The sequence below is a fragment of the Kutzneria sp. 744 genome, assembly GCF_000568255.1.
Lineage (GTDB): Bacteria > Actinomycetota > Actinomycetes > Mycobacteriales > Pseudonocardiaceae > Kutzneria.
Genome location: NZ_KK037166.1, coordinates 9,146,713 through 9,168,180 on the forward strand (window position 1 = coordinate 9,146,713; position 21,468 = coordinate 9,168,180).

Consider the following 21,468-nt stretch of genomic DNA (forward strand, 5'->3'; position numbering starts at 1 on the left):
CGGCCGGGAGCGCCAGGTCGCCGACCTGGTCGCGGCCGGCGCGTCCAACAAGGAGATCGCCGCGCGCCTGGTGATCTCCATCCGCACGGCGGAAAAGCACCTGGCCAACATCACCAAGAAGCTGGCCTTCACGTCACGTTCCCAGCTCGCGGCCTGGGTCGTGGACCGAAGAACGGCCTAGGCGGCCAAGCACACCTCGCGCATCGCGGCGTCGGCGACGCGGCGCAGCCACAGCAGGGCCCGCGCCCGATCGGCCTCGTTGCCGGCGTCCTCCAGGACCAGGGCGACGACGGGCGGCTTGGGCAGTCGCAGCGGCACGGCCAGGCATGTGGAGCCGTCCGGGCCGGTGAGTTCGGCGAAGCCGCGCTGCCGGATGCGTATGAGGTCGCCGCCGAGCTCGGCCGCCTCGGACGGGCCGAGGCCGGCCAGGCGGATGAGGTTGCGGGCGGCGGTTTCGTCGTGGGCCACCAGCAGCCGCCCGGCGGCGGACAGCTGGGCCGGCGAACGGCCGGTGTCGTCGCACGGGCCCCACACGTGCCGGTGGCCGTAGACGCGGTGCGCGAACTCCACCTCGGCGCCGTCGAGCACGGCCAGGCCGGCGGTCATACCGGTGCGCACCAACAGGTCCCCGAGGAACGGGGCGACCAGTCGCAGGACGTCGCGGTGGGTGCGTGGCTTCGGCGACGCGGACCGGGCCGGCTGGTAGTGGGTGCCGACACGAGCGACCAGGCCGGCCGAGGTCAGGGCGCACAGCATGCGGTGGGTGGTCGACTTGGCGATCCCGGTGCGCACGCTGAGCTCGGTCAGCCGCATCGGGGTGCCGCCCTCGCGCAGCGCCGTGAGCACCATCAGCGCCTTCCCGATCGATCGCGGCAAGCGCTGGTCGTCCACGTCACACCTCCGGTTCGAGCTCTACGCTCACAGCCTCGTCCACCGCGGCACGGCCAGCTATTGGTGAAGATACGCACCTTCATCCGTCGGGGATGACCTACGCAGCGCGCGGCCGGTCTACGTAGTCGCTGCTCGGCGTACGTAGTGGCGGTCTCGAGTCCGTGTGGAGAAGACGTGGAGATCGGGGGCGCACTCTGGTCACATGAGCGAAAACTTCCGGGACTTCACCGACGTGCTGGAGCAGGTCTACCAGGAGCAGGACGCCCTGGACGCGGCCGACGAGCGCCTGGTCACCGGGCTGCGGGTGGCGGTGGACGGCCCCGCGGCCGCCCTGCGCGACGCGGCCTGAGCAAGTCTCGTTTTGGCGGGCAGTGTCCGCCTGACCCCGTGTTCACGCCATATGAGGCATGATCGCCCGGCATGGGGATGATCGACGGCGTGGTGGACGTCGGGGAACTGCCGCCGACGACGCAGCCGTCGACCGCCGGGCCACTGGAACGGCTGGCCGTCTGGCGGCCCACCGACACCGTTCGCGGCTGGATCGTCACCCTCGCGGTCACGCTCGTCGGCACCCTGGTCCGATTCTGGAATCTGGGCTGGCCGACCGACCGCGGCACACCCGTCTTCGACGAGAAGTACTACGCGCCGGAAGCATGGCAGATGCTGCGCAACGGCGGCTTCGAGGACGATGTCGGCTACAACTACGCCTTCATCGTGCACCCGCCGGTCGGGAAATACCTCATCGCCGTCGGCGAATGGCTGTTCGGCTACGACGGTTGGGGTTGGCGTTTCTCCTCGGCGGTGGCCGGGGTCGTCTGCGTCTTCCTGGTCATTCGCATCGGGCGCCGCCTGACCCGTTCCACGATGCTGGGCGCGCTGGCCGGCGTGCTGCTGATCTGCGACGGCGTCAGCCACGTGCAGTCCCGCACCGCCTTGCTGGACATTTTCGTGGCGCTTTTCGTGGTGATCGCCTTCGCCTGCCTGCTGGTCGACCGGGACCAGGTGCGCAATCGCTTGGCGGTGGCCGTCGACGAGGGCTGGGTGGAGGAATCCCGGTGGGGCCCGCGCCTGGGTTTCCGCTGGTGGCGATTCGCCGCCGGCATTTCCCTCGGCCTGGCCTGCGGAGTCAAGTGGAACGGCCTCTACTACATCGTCGCCTTCGGTCTGCTTTCCGTCATCTGGGATGCGACGGCCCGGCGTGCGGCCGGTGTGGAAAGGCCGTGGATCGGGGCTCTCGTCCGAGACGTGCTGCCCGCCCTGTGGTCGCTCGTGGTGATTGCCGTGGCAGTGTATTTCGCCACGTGGTGGGGATGGTTCGGTAGCGAGACCGGCATCGACCGCAATTTCTTCGGCACGGCGCTGCGCTCGTTCTTCTACTACGAGGGCGACGTGCTGAAGTTCCACGAGTCGCTGCTCAGCTCCAATCACCACCATTACTGGGAATCGAAGCCGTGGACGTGGCCCATGGGCCTGCGGCCGATGCTCTACTACATCGAGCAGGGCCCCAACCCGTACGCCACCGGCTGCGGCGCCATCCAGTGCGTGCGGGCCGAGATGCTGGTCGGCACGCCCGCGATGTGGTGGCTGGCCTTCCCCATGATCGGCTGGTCGCTGTGGCGGGCCATCATCAAGTTCGACTGGCGCCACGCCGCCGTCATGGTCGGCTACATGGCCGGCCTGCTGCCCTGGTTCCTCAGCATCGACCGGCAGATGTTCTTCTTCTACGTCACGCCCATGGCGCCGTTCCTGGTGCTGGGCCTGGTCTTGGCCTGCGGCGACATCCTCGGCCGGGCCCGCGCCGGCGTCGAACGCCGCGGCACCGGCCTCCTGGTCGTCGCCATCTACACCGGCCTGGTCGTGGCCAACTTCGCCTGGCTCTGGCCCATCCTCAACGGCGACCTGATCACCAACGCCCAGTGGCAGGCCGAACTCTGGCTCCCCAGCTGGAAATAGCCTCCCCTTATGTCAGGAAGGGCCCCCTTACTGACGTTGAACGTCAGTAAGGGGCCCTTCCTGACGTTCAACGAGAGGAAAGGTCCCTTCGCGGCGTCAGAGGATGCGGCCGCGGGGGGTGCGGCGGAGGTTGCGGCTGATGGTGATGCGCTTGAGCCAGGGGCCGGCGAGGCGGCCGTGGGCGACGCGGTAGTTGTCGAGCAGCAGGAGGCTGCCGGCATCCAGCACGACGTCGGGGCGCAGCCGGTCGAGCGAGGCCAGCAGGTGGTCGAGGGCCAGGCGGGCCTCGGGGTCGACGGGCAGGCAGCGGTCGAGCCGGAGGTAGGGGTCGGCGGGGTCGCCGGACAGCACGGCGGCGGGCCCGTCGGAGAAGCGGAAGCGGGGCTGGGCCAGGGTTTCCCGGGTGGGGTCGTCGAGGTCGAGGTCACGGGCCGACGCCAGCGCGGCGGAGCATTCGCCCATGGCGAGAAACGCCAGGTAATCGGTGTGGGAACCGCATTCGGTGTGCAGGTCGCGACGGTCGAGCGAGGTGGGGAGAATGTTCTGCACCATGCGGCCGTTCTGCGTGCCGGCGCGGGCGAACGGATCGCCGACGCACATGGCGCACAGGGCGAGAATGGTGTCCTCGACGAGGTTGCGGTCCAGGAAATGCGGCACGTTCCAGTGCGGCGGGGTCTCGACGTCGCCGACGGGAAGGCCGCGGATCACGCAGGCGGCATGCGACTCGGTCATGCGGAACCGCCAGAGGAAGTCGCGCAGCCCCACCGGCAGCAATTCCAGGTCGAGCCAGTGCCGGTCGTAGAACTCCGGCTCGGCCGGCCGGACGCCGGATTCGGCGAGCGCGGTCACATCGGTGAGCAGACGGTCGGCGGCGCGCTTGTCGAGGTGGTATTCGTGCGGCGGGCGGATGCGGTGGTGCGGTGGCGAGCGAAACGCCGTGGCCATCGGTCATCCGTTCCGTCAGGCGAATGGGTGAGACGACGCTACGGCGGCACTCCGGTGAACGGCAAGGAGCGCGGGGGTTCCCGGGCAGGTCGCGGCGCCGATTAAGGCAGGGCTGAGGTGTACTTGATCAAGGCTTGATGCTGGGGTTTCGCCGGCCGCCGCCGATCGGCTGCGCATTCGGCCGGCCCGGGTTGCGCGCCACCCCCGGGCTCCGCTCTGATGGCAGGCGTGGATGGTCTGGCGGTGCGCCTGTTCGGGCAGGTGGGCGCGACGTTCGGCGGCGCCGGGCTGAATCTGGGCGCGCCGGGCCCGAGATCGCTGTTCGCGCGGCTGGCGCTCAGCGCGGGCGAGACCGTGACCGCGGACGACCTGGTGGACGCACTATGGGGCGAGGTACCGCCCCGCACGGCACGGTCCACTGTGTACACATACGTCTCCACGCTGCGCAAAGCCTTGGGCGACATGGTGGTCGGCAGCCGGGCCGGCTACCGGCTGGCCGTGCCGCCGGAGGCGGTCGACCTGCGGCGCTTCGAGAACGGCTTCCGCGACGCACGTCGGCTGTGGTCGGCCGACGACTTCTGTGGCGCGCTGGCGCAGTGCGAGCAGGCCGTCCAGGAATGGCGCGGCACGCCGTTGGCCGGCGCGGTCGGTCCGTTCGTGCAGCGCGAGCGCGACCGGCTGGCGGCGCTCCGGGTCGACGTCCAGGAGCTACGCTGCGCCGCGTTGATCGAGGTCGGGCGGGCGGACGAGACGATCGTCGACCTGTCCGAACTGGCCGCCGCGAACCCGTTGCGCGAACGCCCGCACGCGCTGCTGATGACCGCCCAGCACCGCACCGGCCGGACCGCCGAGGCCCACCAGACCTACGACCGCGTCCGTAAGGCCCTCGACGACGAACTCGGCATCGAACCCGGCCGAGCCCTGCGCGAGGCGTTCGAGCTCATCCGTGAACCGACCGAGGCGGCGGTGGTGCCGGCGCAGCTGCCGCACGGCGTCGCCCACTTCACCGGCCGCGCCCGCATGCTGCGGCAGCTCCAGACGGCCGAGCCCGGCTCGGTGGCGGTCATCGACGGCCAGGCCGGCGTCGGCAAGACCACGCTGGCCGTGCGGTTCGCGCATCTGGTGGCCGACCGCTTCCCCGACGGGCAGCTGTTCGTCGACCTGCGCGGATTCGACGCCAGGGCCAAGCCGGTCACCGTCGCCGAGGCGCTCAACCGCATGCTGCGCGCCCTCGGCGCCGAGGACCAGCCGGCCGATCGCGGCGAGCACTACCGGTCGCTGCTGGCCGACCGCAAAGTCCTTGTGGTGCTGGACAATGCCGTCAACGCCGAGCAGGTGCGCCCGCTGCTGCCCAACGCCCCCGGCTGCCTCACGGTCGTCACCAGCCGCAACCGGCTGACCCTCGACGGGCCGCGCGTCGGCCTGAACACGTTGTCCCCGGCGGAATCCGTGGCCCTACTGGCCAGCGTGCTCGGCGCCGACCGCGTCCGCCAGGACCCCGACGCCGCCGGCGAACTGGCCGAGCAGTGCGGGCACCTGCCGCTGGCGCTGCGGGTGGCGGCCGAACGCATGGGCTCCGGCTCGTACGCGCTGGTGGACATGGTCCAGGAGCTGCGGCGGGAGGAGGACCGTCTTGACGCCCTCGCCGACGAGGACGACGAGCTCTCGGACGTGCGGGCGGTCTTCCGCCTGTCCTACCGGTCGCTGGAACCGTTGCCGGCCAGGGCTTTCCGGCTGCTGGGCCGGCATCCCGGCACCGAGATCGACCTGCACGAGGCGGCCGCGCTGTTCGACACCGACCTCGACGCGGCCCGCGACACCATGGCCGGGCTGCTCCGCCAGCACCTCGTCGAGCAGACCGCGACCGACTCCTACCGTCTGCACGACCTGCTGCGGATCTTCGCGGCCGAGCAGCCCGAGGCCCACGCCGACGCCGCCGTGGTCCGGTTGATCGAATGCGCCCTGGCCTCGGCTCATGCCGCCCGGGTGGAGCTCACGCCGGGCCTCGGCGACATCGTGCACGACGCGAACTGCCCGCACCTCACGCCGATCGGCTACGACGCGGCCCTGGTGTGGGCGGCCGAGCGGCTGCCGACCCTGGCCGCCACGGTGCGGGCCGCCGCCGACCGCGGGCACGACCGGCTGGCCGCGCAGCTCGCGGCCACGCTGGCCGTGCTGTGTTACGGCACGAGCCACTGGACGCTGTGGCTGCAGGTGATCGACATCGGCCTGGCCGCCGCCCGCCGCACCGGCGACCTGCTCAACATCGCCCGGCTGTGCAACGACGCCGGCGTGGCCTACCACTACTTCCTCAACCGGCCGGACATCGCCGCCGAGTGCCACGAGGCCGCCGCGGAGATCCTCGTGCAGCTGGACCCCGAAGATCCTTCGGTGGCGGCCAACCTCGCCGTCGCGCACACCCGCCTCGACCGGCATCGCGGCTCCCTGGCGCTGCTGAAACGCGACCTGACCACCGCCCGTGAGCAGGGAAACCTGTTCCTGGAGGCCATTGCTGCGCTCAACCTGAGCGAGCTGCTGTCGGAGCGGGGCGAGTCGGAGCGGGCGCTCGAATACGCCCGCGAGGGCGCCGAACTGCTCAAGCGGACCGGCTCCCGGCACCGGCACATGGTCGGCCACGCCACCGAGAACCGCGGCGTCGCCCTGCTGGCCGGCGGCCACCTGGCCGAGGCGATCGGGCACCTGGAGGAGGCGCTGGCCATCTGGCAGGAGCTGGGCAACCAGCGGGCCATGGGCACGGCCATGCACTCGCTGGCCGAGGCCCGTCACCGCGCCGGGCACACCGCGGGCGTCCGGGAGCTGCTGACCGCCGCGCTGCCGCTGGCCGCCGACCACACGAGGGCCAGCGCCATCCGGGCGCTGCTGGCCGAGGTCAGCGCGGCAGCTTCACCACGGTGACGAAGAAGTCGTCGATCTGGCGGATGATGTCGATGAACCGGTCGAAGTCCACCGGCTTGGTGACGTACGCGTTGGCGTGCAGGTCGTAGCTGCGCAGGATGTCCTCCTCCGCCTCGGAGGTGGTCAGCACCACCACCGGGATGGTGCGCAGCGACTCGTCCGACTTGATCTCGGCCAGCACCTCGCGGCCGTCCTTGCGCGGCAGGTTGAGGTCGAGCAGCACCAGGCCCGGCCGGGGCGCGTCGGCGTGCTCGCCCTCGCGGCGCAGGAACTGGATGGCCTCGACGCCGTCGGCCACCACGTGCAGCTTGTTGCGCAGCTTGTGGTGCTCGAAGGCCTCGCGGGTCATCAGCACGTCGCCGGGGTCGTCCTCGACCAGCAGCACGTCGACGACGTCCACGAACGATTCGGTCACTGTTCCTCCTCGACGACCGGCAGCGTGAACCGGAACACGGTGCCCCGTTCGGCGTCGGTGTCCAGCCAGATCCGGCCGCCGTGGTACTCGATGATCTTGCGGCACATCGCCAGCCCGATCCCGGTGCCCGGGTAGGCGTCCTTCGGATGCAGCCGCTGGAAGATCACGAAGACGCGGTCAGCGTACTCCGGCTCGATCCCGATGCCGTTGTCGGCGCACGTGAACGTCCAGACGTCGTCGTCACGCGAAGCGGACAGCGTGACCTTGGGCGGGTCCTCGCCGTGGAACTTCACGGCATTGCCCAGCAGGTTCTGGAACACCGCCGCGAGCAGCGCCGGCTCGCCCTGCACCGACGGCAGCGGACCGGCCTCGATCTGCGCCCCGGTCTCCTCGATCATCGTGTCCAGGTTGGCGATGGCCTGCGCGACCACGTCGTCGCAGTTGACGAGCACCTTCTCCCGGGTCAGCCGGCCGACCCGGGAGAAGGCCAGCAGGTCGTTGATCAGGATCTGCATGCGCTTGGCCCCGTCCACCGCGAAGCCGATGTACTGGTCGGCCCGCTCGTCCAGCTGCCCCTTGTAGCGGCGCTCCAGCAGCTGGCAGAAGCTGGCCACCTTGCGCAGCGGCTCCTGCAGGTCGTGCGAGGCGACGTAGGCGAACTGCTCCAGGTCGCGGTTGGAGCGGGTCAGCTCGTCGTGCACCTGCTGGAGCGTGTCCAGCTCGTCGACGATGTGCAGCCGCATGAGGTCGACGTCGGCGGCGAGGCTGGCGATCTCCCGCGGCCCGCTGCCGGACACCTTGCGCTGGAACTGGCCGTCCGCGACCAGCCGCACCTCGCCGGCCAGCTTCGACACCGGCCGCACGACGCCGAAGTGGGCCAGCAGCGCCAGCAGCACGATCAGCGCCAGCAGCGCGACGGCGACGATGACGCCGACCACCACCAGGTTGTCGGCGGCGGTGGCCAGCCTCGCCCGGCCGGTGGTCCGTGCGGCCGAGAGCTGCGACTCCTGGTCGCTCAATGTGTTCCGGACCTGGTCGAACAGCGTCTTGCCGCGCTCGATGTCGCCCGCCTCGGCCCGTTGCAGCGCCGGCTCGGCGTACTCGGCGCGCCACTGGTTCGCCGCCCGTTGCACGGCGTCCAGGGCTGCGCCGGCCGAGGCCAGATCCCCGGTCTGGAGCGCACGCAGGGCGGCCACCGCCTTGGCCTCCTGCTGCCGGCCGTCCTGGTACGGCTGGAGGAAGTCCTGCCGGCCGGTCAGCACGTAGCCCGCGGACGCCGGTCTCCTCGTCGACCAGGGCGTTCGCCAGGGCCAGCGCCTGCCGCGACGCCGGGTCGGCCTGGTCCACGACCAGCGACCGGGCCGCGTTGAGGCTGTGCAGCGCCCCCGCGCCCACCCCGACGGCGGCGGCCGCCACCACCACCATCACCACGACCACAGCCAGATACCAACGTTGCAGCGGCCAGCCCGGCCCGGTTCTCTCGTCCATGATCTCTCCAGCATCGGCCAGCGCGCGGGCGAGTGCAGCGCGAGCGCGGCCCCGGATTTTTTCACATGCGCTTCCCGTGCGGCATCGGGCACGCGCACCTCCGCCGACCTGAGCCGACGGCCGTGCACTCGCGTGAATGCGTCAATCCGGATGGGAGCGGAAAATGAGCGACAGCCCCGTCGGAATCCGACGGGGCTGTCGTTTTGTGCGCTACTTGTTCTTCAGCACGTACCAGCTGCCGCTCCCGTCGGGCAGGCAAATGTAGTCTCCGACCGGAACCTCATGGGCGCTTGCGTAGACGGTCTTGTAGACACTGCACAGCTTCTCGGAGCCGCGCACGACTCTCCTTCTTGTCACCTGACGGGCTCACCTCGCCCGCTCAGGCTGCCCGAAACCGATACTGTCGGTCAATTGGCGGGAACCGTGGGGCGGTGGTGTGCCCGGATTGCTGCGAGAGGTAGCGGGTTCGCGGAATTCCGGCTCGCCGTGGCCGGAAACAGCTGCCGTCGACAATGGTAATTCGACTGAGCGGGATTGTTATCGGCTGTCGTCGAGCATGACGATGGCGATGTCGTCGTCCAGTTCGCCGACGGTGGTCCGCTCCACCGCGGCCAGCAGCTCGCCGGCCAGGCCCGACCGGTCGCAGCGGGCCACCAGGTCGACCAGGCCCTCCACGTCCAGCCGGTCCGAGCCGGCGCCGACGCGGCCCTCGATCAGGCCGTCGGTGTACAGCAGCAGCGACCAGCCCGGCGGCAGCGGCAGCTCCAGCGCCGACCACTTGGCCTCGGTCAGCACGCCCAGGGGCAGCCCGGCCCGATCCCGAGGCAGCGGCCGGGGGCCGGTGTCGTCGATGAGGATCGGCGACGGATGCCCCGCGATGTACACGGCGGCCGACGACTGGTCCGGGGCGATCGTGGCCATGCACAGCGTGGTGAAGATGCCCTCGCGGTGCCGCTCGTGGATCAGCAGCTCCTGGAGCGTGTTCAGCACCTGGTCGTCGGCCTGCCCGGCCAGCACCAGGGTCCGCCAGGCGATCCGCAGGCACACGCCCAGGGCCGCCTCGTCGGGGCCGTGCCCGCAGACGTCGCCGATCACCACGTGCAGCGACCCGTCGGTGCCCGTCACGGCGTCGAAGAAATCGCCGCCGAGCTGCATGCGCCGCCGCCCGGGGCGGTAGCGCGACGTCAGCACGGGCGAGTCCTCGGTCAGCAACGGCGAGGGCAGCAGGCCCCGCTCCAGGCGGGCCGTCTCCTGGGCCACCAGCCGCTCCTCGCGCAGCTGGCGATGCGTGTCCTCGGCCCGGCGGCGTTCGACCGCGTACCGGATGCCGCGCAGCAGCAGCGAACCGTCGACCTGTCCCTTGACGAGGTAGTCCTGCGCGCCGACGGCGAGCGCCTGGATGCCGCGCTCCTCGTCGTCGTGACCGGTCAGCACCAGCACCGCCGCCTGGCCCGCGTGCTCCAGGATGCGGCGCAGGCCGTCCAGCCCGCTCGCGTCCGGCAGCCCGAGGTCGAGCAGCACGCAGTCGAAACCGGGCAGCAGCCCCACCGCGTCGCCCGCGGTCCGCGCGCGGGTCACGTCGACCCGCGCTCCCACCTCGTCGAGCAGCGCGGTGACCAGCACGGCGTCACCGTCATCGTCCTCGACCAGCAGCACCTGCACCTGTCGTGCCCTTTCGTGCCAAAACTCCGCCGGAGCCGATCTTATGTGTGTGACACTCCGGGCACGCATCGATGGTCGCCCGCACGTGTCTGTTGTGACGGACGTGTTGTCTTCCTACGGTGCGAACCACCCATCCGGTCCTGGCTGTTGCGCCGGATGGCGTCGACAGCTCCGTGAGATTGGACCAGTTCCCGTGGCGCACAAGCGTTACGCAGTCGCGATAGCGGCTGCCCTGATGACGGCGGGCGCGCTCGCCGCCGCCCCGGCCGGCGCGGTCGCCGACGGCCACGACGCAACCCCCGGCATGTTCCCGTTCTCGGTGAAGTTCACCATGACGAACATCCCCAACCCGGACGGCACCACCCGGTCCAGCGCCTGCTCCGGCGCCCTGATCGCGCCCCAGTGGGTGATCACCGCCGGCCACTGCTTCCACGACGTCAACCGCAACCCGGTCAGCGGCCCGGTGCCCTATCCGACGACGGCGACGCTGGGCAAGGTCGACCTCGCCGACAGCGGCGGCCACACCGCCAACGTCGTGGAGGTGCGGCAGGCCCCCAAGGGCGACATCGCGCTGGGCAAGCTCGACAAGCCCGTCCACGGCGTGCTGCCGCTGCTGGTGAGCCGCCAGCAGCCGACCGTGGGCCAACAGCTCACGATCGCCGGCTGGGGCGCCAAGGACTCGGTGAACCCGACCCCTGGCACGCACATGACCTACGGCGGCGTGGCCGTCCAGACCGTCGAGGACGTCAACCTGCTGGTGCACGGCGTCTCCCCGGCGGCGGACACCAGCGCCTGCCTGTACGACTCGGGCGCGCCGTACTTCCGCCAGTTCGGCGTGAAGGCCGGCGTGCTGGTGTCCGTGGAGAGCGACGGCCCGGACTGCCCGCACGACACGCCCGAGACCACCACCCGCGTGGACGTGGTGGCCGACTGGATCGGCAGCCAGGTGGGCTACGGCAGCCTGGCCGCCGTTGCCGCGAACGAGTGACATGAGCTAACGACGGACGGCCTAGGACGCGATCTCCGGGCGGGAACTCGCCCGGAGGGAGCGGCCATGGCTGCCGGCATCACCGAACGGAACCAGCACTGTTGGCGCTGTGCGACGGTGAATCCCGCCGGCGACAAGTTCTGCCAGGGCTGCGGGGCCTCGCTGGTGCGGCGCGACAACACCACACGCTATCTGTGTGCGGCCGCGCAGCTCAGCGAGGTTTACGCCAACACGGCGATCCGCGAGTTCCTGGTGGAGCCGTTGCGTGCCATCCCACCCGCGCCCGGCGTCGACACCACCGCGGTGCTGCGGGAGGCGGTCGCCGCCCGGGCCCGGCGTCGGATCCGGGACGGCGTGGTGCTGCTCCTGTTGTTGGCGCTGCTGGTCGTCAACCCCGTGGTGTTCGTGCCGTGGCTGGTGTTCGCCCTGTTCCTGGCCATGGTGTCCGGGCGGTTCACGATGCGCCGCCGCGACGCGGCGATCACCGCCGTCGTGGTGGTGGTCGTGGTGCTCATCCTGTTGGCGGTGGGCTTCATCAGCATCGCCTCCATCGTCGGCTCCTCCCTGTCTTCGGGCAGCAGCGGCGGCGGGTACTACGAGAGCCCGCCGCCGTCGTATTCCTCCTCCGCCGCCGATTCCGCCTCGGGCTTCCTGTCCATCGACCTGATCCTGACCGGCCTGCTGCTGCTGGCGTTGGTCGCCGTGGTCGTCACGGACGAGTTCGCGGTGCACTACCTGGTGTTCAACCGCTTTCGCCGCACCGACTTCCTGCCCGACGGCCGGACCAGCCCGCACGAGTGGGAGCGCCGGCTGCGCGGCCTCGGGCTGCCGACCTTCCACCTGCCGCTGCACCGGGTCGCGGCCGCCACCGAGCAGGCCGAGCGGGCCGCCGAAGCGGATGTGGTGGTGCACCGGGGTTTCTCGCCGTTCATCGGCGCCGGGGTGCCGGTGCACGGCCAGGTCATCGCGCTGGCCCTCGAACCGTCCGATGAGGACGAAGCGACGGAACCCATCAGCGTCACGGGTCTGCACGACCACGTCGCCGCCGCGATCAGCCGCCTGCGCACCACGTCCACGCTCGGTCCCGGTCGCCGCCTGGAAGACCTGGTGCGCCGGGAACAGGTGCTCATTCCCGCCGACCGGCTGGTGATCGACCACCGGAGCGTGCCGGAGATCCTGCCCACCCTCGACCACGCGCCGACCTCGCGGGTGTCCACCGACCAGGCGCGGTCGCTGGCCGACGCGGCCGTGGAGTGGGCGCGGTACTACAGCTGCTACCGGGTCGAGGCCTGGGACCGCGACCTCACCACGTCCTGCTACCTGCATGCCGGCACCGACCAGAAGATGCTGTTCCTGGAGTGGCAGTTCTTCGCGCTGCTGCCGATCATGCCCGGCTACCGGGCGATCGACGAGTACCGGGATCCGCTGCTGGCGCCGGTCAAGTCCTCGATCATGGAGATCCTGGTGCTGCCGGCCACCATCGTGCGCCGGGTGGTCTCGGTGTGCCGCCGCTTCAAGCCGTTGAAGCAGGGCGTGAACGAGGTGATGCCGGCCAAGTACGGCGCCGACCGCAGCCTGCGCGAGTTCGCGCAGGCCGACCGGGTGCAGAGCTACTTCCAGGACGTGGACGTCGAGCGGTACGTGCGGATCCTGGACTCGACGCTGTTCCGCGCGGTGGGGGAGTACCTGCAGGAGCGGGGCTACTCGGCGGTGGAGTTCATGAAACTGGCCGACCCGCAGGTCAACAACTACAACCTCCAGGGCAGCACGCTCGTCGACTCCGCGGTCGGCACCCGCAGCTCCGTCACCAACAAGAAGGGCTAGGCGATGGGCGACAAGTTCGACCTCGGCAACGCGCACATCAGCGGCAGCGCCATCGGCAATCGCGCCACCGTCAACAACTACGCCGCCGCGCCGGACGCGTTGCTCCAGGCCCTGCTGGAGCGGCGGTCGGCCCTGCTCGGCGACGCCCCGGCCGCCGGCCGCGACGACGTGCGGGCCCGGCTCGACGAGATCGAGGCCCAGCTGCGGTCCGGTAAGGCCGACAAGGAGGTCGTGCGCACCGGTTGGCAGCGCATCGCCGCCGTGGTCGGCGTGCTCAGCGAGCCGGTCATGGAGGTCACCAAGCTGATCGCCAAGTTCCTGGCCTGAGCCGTCCGGATTTCCGGGGCCGCGCGCCGCACGGACACGAACGGATGCTCGTCCGGTCAGGGATGGTCACATTTCGTGACCTTTTCTGCCAGAGTGGCGCTATGGCAGACAATTCCTCACCGTCCCAAGTGGTCGATCGGCTCATCGAGCTGTTCGCCGCCGGCCGGTTCGACCAGGCCGTCGAGCTCTATTCCGACGACTGCACGGTTTTCCTCCCGCTGCTGCAACCGGGCGGGCCGCTGCTGCTCGGCGGGGCGGCGATCCGCGCCGCCGTGCTCGCCGGCGGCCCCGTGCTGCCCGCGCGCGACGTCAAGATTCGTACCACCCAGGATCCCGAGGTGGTGATCGCGGAATGGGACTACGTGGGCACGAATCCGGCCACCGGCCAGGAGGTCGTGACCGGCAACCTGCTCGTCGCGCGGGTCCGCGACGGCCGGATCGCCGCCGAGCGGGTCTACCTCGACCAGGTCACGCGGGCCTTCATCGCCGGCACCCTGGACACGCTGCTGGCCCAGCTCAAGGAGGTCGCCCATGTCTGAGCACCCCACGCCGGCCGAGGTCGTCACGGACCTGATCCGCTCCTCGGCCGTCGGCGACTTCGCCCATTTCGCCGGCCTGTACACCGAGGACGCGCCGGTCGACGTCCGGCTGTTCCTGCCGAGCCCGCTACGGATCGACGGTGCCCAGGGCGTGCTGGCCTCGGTCGGCGGACGCGACCCGTCGAACCTCCAGAACGTCGAGGTGCACGATCTCGTGATCCACCAGACCGGGCCCGACGAGGTGGTGGCGGAATGGGAGTACCGGGGCTACGCCCGGGCCACCGGCCGGCCCTACCGGGTGCACAACGCCATCGTGACCACGGTGGAGAACGGCAGGATCACGCGGTCCCGTGACTACCACGACACCGTCTCCGTGATCACGAATTCCGGTGGGCGGGAACAGCTGTTGGCCCAGCTGGCCGATCCGGCCACGTGGGCGGCCCGGGTGAACCAGGACTAGCGGGTCTGCGAGTTTCCGGCCGGGCCGCCGGTGTGCATGAGGCGGCTGGCGTAGCAGTCGTCGGCCGCGAAGTTCTGTTGGTCGCACCAGGCATTGGCCTCGTCGGCGGTGCCGAAGGTGGTGGCCTGCACCGTGACCCAGAAGTCCTTGCCGGAGAAGTTGGCGTAGTCGTTGGAGTTCAGCATGATCGCCTGGGGGAAACGGGCCTTCAGCGCGGTGAAGTCGGCCATGATCTCGGGATAGCCGAACTCCACGCCCTGCACGACCAGGCCGAGCTTCTTCGACGAGATCTGCGGGACCCACTGCCCGACAAGGGTTTCCGCAGTGTCGTGGTCGGCGGCCACCTCCTGCTGGAGATCGGTCACGGTCGGCGGCGTCGGGGTCGTCGTGGTGGTCGTCTCGGTGGTGGTGGTCGTCGTTGTCGTGCTGGTGGTGGTCGTGGTCGCCGGCGCGCTGCTGCTGGTGGTGGTGACCGGCGCGTCGGCCTGGTTCGTCAGGCGGGGCAGCAGAAAGACGATGACCCCGGTCGTTGCCAGCGCAAGCACGGCCACGCCGGCCACGATCGGCAGCAGCAGGTTCCGGGGCGCGCTGTGCCTCGGTGGCGGCGTGTACGGGGTCGGGATCGTCTGCGGCTCCGGCTGTTGCAAGGGCTGCAACGGCTGCTGCTCGTACCGAGGCTGCTGGGGCTGCTCGTACTGAGGCTGTTGGGGCTGGGGCTGTTCGTACTGGGGCTGGGGCAGCGGCTGGGACTGCTGCTGCGGGTACTGCGGCTGCTGCGCGACGGGCGTTCCGCACGATCCGCAGAACCGCGCGTGGGGACCGAGTTCCCGGCCGCACGTCGGGCATGAAGTCATGGTTGTTAGTTCGCCGCCGGGCCGGGCTCGTTAGCGGGGTGAACTCGAATGGGGGAAGGCCGTGACTACGTGTACGGTGCGGCCCATGGGGAGCGCAACGCCCGTGAAGATCTGCGGCCTGACCAGGCCCGAGGACGTGGACGCGGCGGTCGGGGCGGGGGCCGACGCGATCGGCTTCGTGCTGTACCCACCCAGCCCGCGATACGTGACGCCGCAACGAGCCGCCGAGTTGGCGTCGCGGCTGCCGGCCTTCGTGACGCCCGTGCTGCTGTTCGTGAACTCGCCGGCCGACGAGGTGATCGCCGCCGCTTCCGGTGTGCCCGGGGCGTTGCTGCAGTTCCACGGCGACGAGACGCCCGAGGACTGCTGGGCCGCCGGCGGGCAGGGCGAGCACGCCTTCCTTCGCGCCGCAAGGATCCCGCTCGACCCCGACGCGCCCCCGTTCGACCTGGTCGGCTTTTCGAAGCGCTTCGACCGGGCCCGGGCGATCCTGTTGGATGCTCACGTTCCCGGCTACGGCGGCGGCGGTCGCCCCTTCGACTGGTCGCTGCTGCCCGCCGCCCCCGACGCGCACCTCGTGCTGTCCGGCGGGCTCACCCCCGACAACGTCGCCGCCGGCATCGCCGCCCTGCGTCCCCTGTGTCGGACCCTCTCCGTCGACGTCAGCTCCGGCGTCGAGGCGTCCAAGGGGGTGAAGGACCACGGCAAGGTGCGGGCCTTCGTCCAGGCGGTGGCGAATTGTTGAGCATTCAACTATGCTGGTGACGACCCGAGAGGAGAGCACCATGCCGCAACCGGAAGGCGCCGAGCTGGAGGCCGTGCGGGCCCGTCGCGCTGAACTCAAGGACAAGTACCTGCGTCCCGTCGGCGAGCGCCCCGCCACCCCCGTCCGCGGCGTGCACCACATCGCCCTGGTCGCCCGCGACGTCGAGGCCACCGTGCGCTTCTACCAGGAGTTCCTCGGCTTCCCCCTGGTCGAGCTGGTGGAGAACCGCGACTACGCCGGCTCCAGCCACTTCTTCTTCGACCTGGGCAACCGCAACCTGCTGGGCTTCTTCGACTTCCCCGGCCACCCGCACCCCGACTACGTCGAGACCATCGGCGCCGTCCAGCACCTCGCCCTGTCCGTCGACGCCGAGCACTTCGCCGCCATCAAGGCCAAGCTCGACGCCGAGGGCGTCGAGTACCTCGGCCCCGACCGCGGCGTCGAGGACAGCCTCTACGTCCGCGACCCCAACGGCATCGGCCTGGAGTTCTACCAGGAGCAACTCGGGGTCTTCAACGGCGAGTCGCTGCACCTCGACGGCACCTCTGGTTGAGCACACTTTCTGGCCTCTGACCAGCGCGAACGCTCCCAGCGTGCGTCGATGAAGTCCTGGGCGAGTTCGAGCAGTGACCTGTTGTCCTTGAGCTCGGACTCGGGCAAGCCGGATGCGACGTCGAACGCTTCACCCCGCCTTGCGGCCTGCATCAGGTCGGACCGCTGACGCTCCGCGAGCGCCTTTGCGGCGAACCACTCCGAGTGCTCCTCGCCCTCTGTGATCCAACGGACACCGTGTGGCCGTCGCTGATCACGGCGGAGGGGCACGGCGGCGGGATGGTCCGGTGCGCGCAGGACGATGACGTCGTGGTGGGCCACGCGCCTGACCGGCGTGCGGCGGGTCCGCGAGTTCGGGGCGACTGTGGCCGAGTGCGCCTTGGCGGTCAGGGCGACTCGGCGGTGAGCGCTCGTAGAGCGGCTGCCGACGAATATCATCCGCGCGTGCGGCGATGGCGGGTTACTTCTTGACGGCCTGCTCGATCGCCTGTGCCACACCGGATCGGGCGTCGGCCGGGACGATGGGGGTGACGTTGGCACCGGTGCCTTGGGCGTCAACGAGGACGAAGCGGACGCCCGGGTACTGCGAGGCGTATTGCAGGACGGTGTCCGCGCGGGTCTGGCCGACGGTGATGATGACGCCGCATTGGCGTTGTAGCAACGAGGTGGCGTAGGCGGAGCTGTTGCCGACGGTCTCGGGGCCGGCGGCGGCCAGGTAGGACACCTTGGCCTTGGTGGTACTGGAGGCGTCCTGCATGCCGGCCCACACGGGGGCGACGGCGGGGTCGGCGAGCCCGTGGGGGCCGGTGAGCAGGCAGGCGGAGAAGTCCAGGTAGACGGTGGCGCGGGTTGGCGGCAGTTCGCGGCCGTGCGGCCACAGCAGCACGGTCAGGGTGATGGCCACGGTGAGCGCGGCGCAGGCGATGAGCCACCAGAATCTGCGCAGCCAGGCGAGCGCCACGGTCGTCCCCCGTCGTTGTCGTTCGGCTCAGTATGCACAGCCCGAGGGAGCGGCTTGCGGTGTTCGTCCGGCAAGGTCCGATTTGCATGATCGTTACGTGCTTTTCGTGACTCTGCTGGCCATTCCCCTTGTGGTCAAGGGCTCTCTAGCGTGAGCAAGCCTGTTAGGTGTGTGTGAGGGGGGCTTGGCCATGGGGATGTCGACGCGTGTCCGAAGACTGGTGGCCGTCACGACGTTCACGGTGCTGGCGATGGGAATCGCCACCCAGAACGCCTCGGCCGACCAGCTCGCGCTGCCGGCGCTGCACCTGCCGGCGTTCCCCGATGTCGGTGCCTGGCTGACGACCCCGAACTGGGGCAAGCTGCCTCAGCAGAACGGCGGCAGCGCGCAAGGCCTGAGCCACAGCGCGTCCGCCGCGTCGACGCACGCCTCGGGCGGCGTCGGCAATCCGCGGGGCAAAGGCGCCGGCGAGCTTGCCCCCTATCAGCCGCAGCCGCCACGGCCGCGATCCGGCCCGGGGCCGAGTCGCAGCGTGTCGGCGGGGTTCAATGCGGCCACGAGTGTCCGGATCGCCGCGAAGTCCTCGGCGACCATGAACTACTTTCAGAACACCGATGGGTCGGCCACCCGGCGCTATAGCCAGGATCCGGTCAACTTCCAGGACGCGACCGGCGCGTGGCAGCCGATCGACACCACGGTGGAGCACGGACCCGACGGGCGCTGGCACGAGAAGGCCAACTCGACCAAGGTCGACTTCGCGCCCAGCGCGACCGATCCGACACTGGCCAGCTTCGCCGTGGACGGCGCGCACGCGGTGGCCTACTCGGTGCAGGGCGCCGCGGCCGTGACGCCGTCGGTGTCGGGCTCGAACGTCGCCTACGGCTCGATCCTGCCCGGCACGGACCTGCAGCTCGCGCCGACCGCCACCGGCGTCAAGGAAGCCATCGTCCTGCACGACGCCAAGGCCCCGAGCACCTGGACGTTCCCGCTCACACTGACCGGCCTGACCGCGACACAGGCCGCTGACGGGTCGATCAACCTGGTCGACGCCGGCGGCGCGGTCCGCGAGCGGATCCCGCACGGCTACGCCTACGACTCCAACGTCGACAAGCACTCCGGCGATCCCGCCACCACCAAGGGGGTCAGCTACCAACTGGCCACAGTGGACGGATCACCCGCGCTGAAGGTGAGCCTGGACCAGAACTGGCTGACCGACAGCAAGCGGGTCTTCCCGGTCACGGTCGACCCGACGTTCACCCTGAGCCCGACCTCGACCTATGTGGAGGCCGACAGCCCGGGCGATCACTCGATGGAGCAGACGGTCAAGATCGGCTCCACCAACGGCGGTGGGAACGCCGCCAACACGCTGCTGGCCATGCCCAAGGACATCGACAACCAGCACGTGCAGGTGACCTCGGCGTCGCTGTCGCTGTTCGACATCATCGCGACCACTTGCACGCCGACCACGTTCAACGTGGTGCCGCTGACCCAGACCTGGACGCCGTCCTCTACTACCGCCTTCCCAGGCCCCAACGGCAGCAACGTGATCGGCGCGGTCACGCCGAACGTGCCAAGGGCATGTGGCAACGTCGCGAACAACGACCACTCCGTCGGCGACTGGGTGACGGTCCCGCTGTCGACCGACACGTTCAACGCCTGGTCCAACGGCACCCTCGCCGACAACGGCCTGGCTGTGGTGGCCGCCTCCAACAGCGATCCCAACGCGCGCAAGGAGTTCGGCTCGTCCAACATGGGGCCGGAGGCGCCGTACCTGACGCTGACCACCACGGACGACGTGCCGCCGCAGATCGACAGCGTCTACCCGCCCAACAACGGCGTCGCGACCACCACGACGCCGTGGCTGGAGGCGACCGCGCACGATCCGGACCACACCGTCGATCCGATCATGGACTTCGACTTCCAGGTCATGGACGCCAACAACACCACGATCGTCGACTCCGGCACGGTCACCGCCGGGGCCACCTGGAAGGTGCCGGCGGGCAAGTTCCAGTTCGGGCAGACCTACTACTGGGCGGTCGCGGCGTTCGACGGCCAGGCCTGGGGTGACTGGTCGGCGTGGTCGGCGGTGTCGATCCAGGTGCCGCAGCCGGCGGTGACTTCGTCGTTGTCGCAGAACAACGGGGACCACGGCTTCGACCCCGGCATCGGCAACTACACGACCAGCGCCACCGATGTCGAGGTGCAGGGCGCCGGGCCGGCGCTGGCCGTGACCCGGGACTACAACTCGCGCGACCCGCGGACCGTGGCCGCCTCGTTCGGCGCCGGCTGGTCGAGCGTGTTCGACGCCAAGGTCACCGAGATGACCACCACCGACAACAGCAACAACACCGTGCTGCTGTCCACAGTGGTCAGTTACCCGGACGGCTCGCAGGTCGGTTTCGGGTCCAACCCCGACGGGTCGTTCACCGCCCCGCAGGGCCGGTTCGCGACCCTGCGGGCCCTGCCCAACCACGGCGGGTACACGCTGACCGACAAGAATGACACGGTCTACACCTTCACCATGCCGTTGTACGTCGGCGGTTTCGGGCTCACGCAGATCACCGACGCCAACGGCCGCGCGCAGAACTACACCTGGGCCAACGGCCAGATCGCCACGGTGACGTCGGCGACCACCAACCGGGCGCTGCACCTGACCTGGGCCACCCCGACCGGGGCCGGCGGCCCGCACATCGCCACCGTGTCCACCGACCCGGTCACCACCGGCCAGCCGTCCACGGCGCAGACCTGGACCTACAACTACACCGGCGACAACCTCACCGCCGTCTGCGCGCCGGGCGCCGGCACCGCCTGCACCAAGTACACCTACGGCACCACATCCGCATACCTGAACACGGTGCTCGACGTCGGCCCGCACTCCTACTGGCCGCTGTCCGAGCAGCCGGGCGCATCGACCGCGGTGAGCGCGATCCACGCCAACGAGGGCAACGACAACGGCACCTACAACAACGTGACGCTGGGCCAGCCCGGCCCGCTGACCGGATCGTCGGCGACCGGCGCCGGCTTCAACGGCACCTCCTCGTCCGTGCAGCTGCCGACCGCGCTGTCCAGCGGCTGGGCCGGGTCGTCGATCTCACTGTGGTTCAAGACCACGGCCACCAACGGGATCCTGTACTCCTACAACGGCAGCGACCTGAGCCACGGCGTGATCATCGGTGACTACGTGCCGGCGCTCTACGTCGGCTCGGACGGCAAGCTCAACGGCGAGTTCTGGTACCCGGGCGGCAGTCCGATGCAGTCCAGGACAGCGGTCAACGACGGCCAGTGGCACCACGTGGTGCTGCAGGAGGCCGGCAACAGCCAGGGCCTGTACCTCGACAGCCAGTACGTCGACAGCCGTGTCGGCAACATCCCGGTGATGGACAACGCCTACCGGTACATCGGCGCCGGCTACATCGGCGGCAGCTGGCCGGACGAGCCGCACCAGTCCTCGACCAGCACCGCCGGGTACGCGACCTACTTCAACGGCGAGATCGCCGATGTGGGCCTGTGGGACAAGCCGATCCCCAGCTACTACGACGAGCGGCTGTACGGCACCGGCAAGCAGGCCTCCACGCTGCTGACGTCGGTGACCCGACCGTCGGGCAACGTGCACGCGCAGATCAGCTACGACCCGGTGACCGCGGCCGTCTCGCAGCTGACCGACGAGAACGGCGGCGTGTGGAAGGTCGGCGCGCCCACGGTGACCGGGTCCAGCCAGGTCTACCGCTCCGCCGTGCTCGGCGCGGCGCCCACCGCCTACTACCGGCTCGGCGACAACGTCGGCGCCGCACAGGCCGTGAGCGAGGTCAAGTACGCGGCCGGCACCTACAACAACGTCACGCTCGGCTCCGGCGGCCCGTTCCAGGACGCGGTGGCGGCGTCTTCAACGGCACCACTTCCTGGGCGGCGCTGCCCACCACCCTCTAC

General features: G+C 70.2%; 20 protein-coding genes. 12 read left to right on the forward strand and 8 right to left on the reverse strand.

The annotated features are described in order from the left end of the window. Positions 1–181: response regulator transcription factor (locus tag KUTG_RS41830; RefSeq protein WP_043724998.1), on the forward strand; the 181-nt coding region annotated here is incomplete at its 5' end. On the opposite strand, the gene KUTG_RS41835 is transcribed toward KUTG_RS41830, so the two are convergent. Continuing rightward, positions 178–891, reverse strand: coding sequence for a helix-turn-helix domain-containing protein (locus KUTG_RS41835; RefSeq protein ID WP_157495166.1), 714 nt, complete (start codon positions 889–891; stop codon positions 178–180). The genes KUTG_RS41830 and KUTG_RS41835 overlap by 4 nt on opposite strands. 202 nt (positions 892–1,093) lie before the next feature. On the opposite strand from KUTG_RS41835, the gene KUTG_RS59645 reads away from it, so the two are divergent. Further along, complete coding sequence (locus KUTG_RS59645; RefSeq protein WP_157495167.1) at positions 1,094–1,240, forward strand: hypothetical protein; 147 nt, start codon at positions 1,094–1,096, stop codon at positions 1,238–1,240. 71 nt (positions 1,241–1,311) lie between these two features. Then, the gene (locus tag KUTG_RS41840; protein WP_043725002.1) at positions 1,312–2,844 is read left to right on the forward strand and encodes a dolichyl-phosphate-mannose--protein mannosyltransferase; all 1,533 of its coding nucleotides are present in this window, start codon (positions 1,312–1,314) and stop codon (positions 2,842–2,844) included. 96 nt (positions 2,845–2,940) lie between these two features. Here the strand turns inward: KUTG_RS41840 and KUTG_RS41845 are convergent, their stop codons facing one another. Then, the gene (locus KUTG_RS41845) at positions 2,941–3,789 is read right to left on the reverse strand and encodes a Fe(II)-2OG oxygenase family protein (RefSeq protein ID WP_043725003.1); all 849 of its coding nucleotides are present in this window, start codon (positions 3,787–3,789) and stop codon (positions 2,941–2,943) included. A 228-nt stretch (positions 3,790–4,017) separates the two neighbouring features. On the opposite strand from KUTG_RS41845, the gene KUTG_RS54625 reads away from it, so the two are divergent. Next, positions 4,018–6,705, forward strand: a complete 2,688-nt coding sequence (locus tag KUTG_RS54625) for an AfsR/SARP family transcriptional regulator (protein WP_052396035.1) — start codon at positions 4,018–4,020, stop codon at positions 6,703–6,705. Here KUTG_RS54625 and KUTG_RS41855 read toward each other — a convergent pair. From KUTG_RS41855 to KUTG_RS41865, 4 genes are all read right to left on the reverse strand, one after another. Beyond that, on the reverse strand, positions 6,680–7,120 hold the full coding sequence (locus tag KUTG_RS41855; RefSeq protein WP_043725005.1) for a response regulator: 441 nt from the start codon (positions 7,118–7,120) through the stop codon (positions 6,680–6,682). The two genes, KUTG_RS54625 and KUTG_RS41855, sit on opposite strands and share 26 nt — an antisense overlap. Continuing rightward, positions 7,117–8,382: a sensor histidine kinase gene (locus tag KUTG_RS41860; RefSeq protein WP_232241237.1), complete on the reverse strand. Its 1,266-nt coding sequence runs from the start codon at positions 8,380–8,382 to the stop codon at positions 7,117–7,119. The genes KUTG_RS41855 and KUTG_RS41860 overlap by 4 nt, the downstream gene beginning before the upstream one ends. A 436-nt stretch (positions 8,383–8,818) precedes the next feature. Further along, the gene (locus KUTG_RS62275) at positions 8,819–8,965 is read right to left on the reverse strand and encodes a hypothetical protein (RefSeq protein WP_198047491.1); all 147 of its coding nucleotides are present in this window, start codon (positions 8,963–8,965) and stop codon (positions 8,819–8,821) included. 180 nt (positions 8,966–9,145) lie between these two features. Next, positions 9,146–10,270: a PP2C family protein-serine/threonine phosphatase gene (locus KUTG_RS41865; RefSeq protein ID WP_232241238.1), complete on the reverse strand. Its 1,125-nt coding sequence runs from the start codon at positions 10,268–10,270 to the stop codon at positions 9,146–9,148. A 235-nt stretch (positions 10,271–10,505) separates the two neighbouring features. Here KUTG_RS41865 and KUTG_RS41870 point away from each other — a divergent pair, with 235 nt between their 5' ends. From KUTG_RS41870 to KUTG_RS54635, 5 genes are all read left to right on the forward strand, one after another. Further along, positions 10,506–11,258: a S1 family peptidase gene (locus KUTG_RS41870; protein WP_052396037.1), complete on the forward strand. Its 753-nt coding sequence runs from the start codon at positions 10,506–10,508 to the stop codon at positions 11,256–11,258. Positions 11,259–11,324: 66 nt separating this feature from the next. After that, complete coding sequence (locus KUTG_RS41875; protein ID WP_043725012.1) at positions 11,325–13,082, forward strand: zinc ribbon domain-containing protein; 1,758 nt, start codon at positions 11,325–11,327, stop codon at positions 13,080–13,082. A gap of 3 nt (positions 13,083–13,085) precedes the next feature. Next, complete coding sequence (locus tag KUTG_RS41880; RefSeq protein ID WP_043725014.1) at positions 13,086–13,409, forward strand: hypothetical protein; 324 nt, start codon at positions 13,086–13,088, stop codon at positions 13,407–13,409. A 101-nt stretch (positions 13,410–13,510) separates the two neighbouring features. Then, positions 13,511–13,948: a nuclear transport factor 2 family protein gene (locus KUTG_RS54630; RefSeq protein ID WP_198047492.1), complete on the forward strand. Its 438-nt coding sequence runs from the start codon at positions 13,511–13,513 to the stop codon at positions 13,946–13,948. After that, positions 13,941–14,408, forward strand: a complete 468-nt coding sequence (locus tag KUTG_RS54635; protein WP_052396039.1) for a nuclear transport factor 2 family protein — start codon at positions 13,941–13,943, stop codon at positions 14,406–14,408. The genes KUTG_RS54630 and KUTG_RS54635 overlap by 8 nt, the downstream gene beginning before the upstream one ends. Here the strand turns inward: KUTG_RS54635 and KUTG_RS62280 are convergent. Beyond that, positions 14,405–15,262 (reverse strand): zinc ribbon domain-containing protein, encoded by an 858-nt coding sequence (locus KUTG_RS62280; protein ID WP_198047493.1) that lies wholly within the window; start codon positions 15,260–15,262, stop codon positions 14,405–14,407. The two genes, KUTG_RS54635 and KUTG_RS62280, sit on opposite strands and share 4 nt — an antisense overlap. A gap of 85 nt (positions 15,263–15,347) precedes the next feature. Between KUTG_RS62280 and KUTG_RS41900 the strand changes: the two genes are divergently transcribed. Further along, a complete protein-coding gene (locus KUTG_RS41900; RefSeq protein WP_043725016.1) occupies positions 15,348–16,007 on the forward strand; it encodes a phosphoribosylanthranilate isomerase in 660 nt (219 codons plus the stop codon). Positions 16,008–16,047: 40 nt separating this feature from the next. Then, positions 16,048–16,581 (forward strand): VOC family protein, encoded by a 534-nt coding sequence (locus tag KUTG_RS41905; protein ID WP_043732494.1) that lies wholly within the window; start codon positions 16,048–16,050, stop codon positions 16,579–16,581. 459 nt (positions 16,582–17,040) lie between these two features. Here the strand turns inward: KUTG_RS41905 and KUTG_RS41910 are convergent, their stop codons facing one another. Further along, the gene (locus KUTG_RS41910; RefSeq protein ID WP_052396040.1) at positions 17,041–17,541 is read right to left on the reverse strand and encodes a type 1 periplasmic-binding domain-containing protein; all 501 of its coding nucleotides are present in this window, start codon (positions 17,539–17,541) and stop codon (positions 17,041–17,043) included. Positions 17,542–17,737: 196 nt separating this feature from the next. Between KUTG_RS41910 and KUTG_RS41915 the strand changes: the two genes are divergently transcribed. After that, positions 17,738–21,468: DUF6531 domain-containing protein (locus KUTG_RS41915; protein WP_232241239.1), on the forward strand; the 3,731-nt coding region annotated here is incomplete at its 3' end.

Coding starts and splice junctions, on each gene's coding strand:
- KUTG_RS59645 (WP_157495167.1), top strand. CDS start 1,094: ATGAGCGAAAACTTCCGGGACTTCACCGACGTGCTGGAGCAGGTCTAC.
- KUTG_RS41840 (WP_043725002.1), top strand. CDS start 1,312: ATGGGGATGATCGACGGCGTGGTGGACGTCGGGGAACTGCCGCCGACG.
- KUTG_RS41845 (WP_043725003.1), bottom strand. CDS start 3,789: ATGGCCACGGCGTTTCGCTCGCCACCGCACCACCGCATCCGCCCGCCG.
- KUTG_RS41870 (WP_052396037.1), top strand. CDS start 10,506: ATGACGGCGGGCGCGCTCGCCGCCGCCCCGGCCGGCGCGGTCGCCGAC.
- KUTG_RS41875 (WP_043725012.1), top strand. CDS start 11,325: ATGGCTGCCGGCATCACCGAACGGAACCAGCACTGTTGGCGCTGTGCG.
- KUTG_RS41880 (WP_043725014.1), top strand. CDS start 13,086: ATGGGCGACAAGTTCGACCTCGGCAACGCGCACATCAGCGGCAGCGCC.
- KUTG_RS54630 (WP_198047492.1), top strand. CDS start 13,511: ATGGCAGACAATTCCTCACCGTCCCAAGTGGTCGATCGGCTCATCGAG.
- KUTG_RS54635 (WP_052396039.1), top strand. CDS start 13,941: ATGTCTGAGCACCCCACGCCGGCCGAGGTCGTCACGGACCTGATCCGC.
- KUTG_RS62280 (WP_198047493.1), bottom strand. CDS start 15,262: ATGACTTCATGCCCGACGTGCGGCCGGGAACTCGGTCCCCACGCGCGG.
- KUTG_RS41900 (WP_043725016.1), top strand. CDS start 15,348: ATGGGGAGCGCAACGCCCGTGAAGATCTGCGGCCTGACCAGGCCCGAG.
- KUTG_RS41905 (WP_043732494.1), top strand. CDS start 16,048: ATGCCGCAACCGGAAGGCGCCGAGCTGGAGGCCGTGCGGGCCCGTCGC.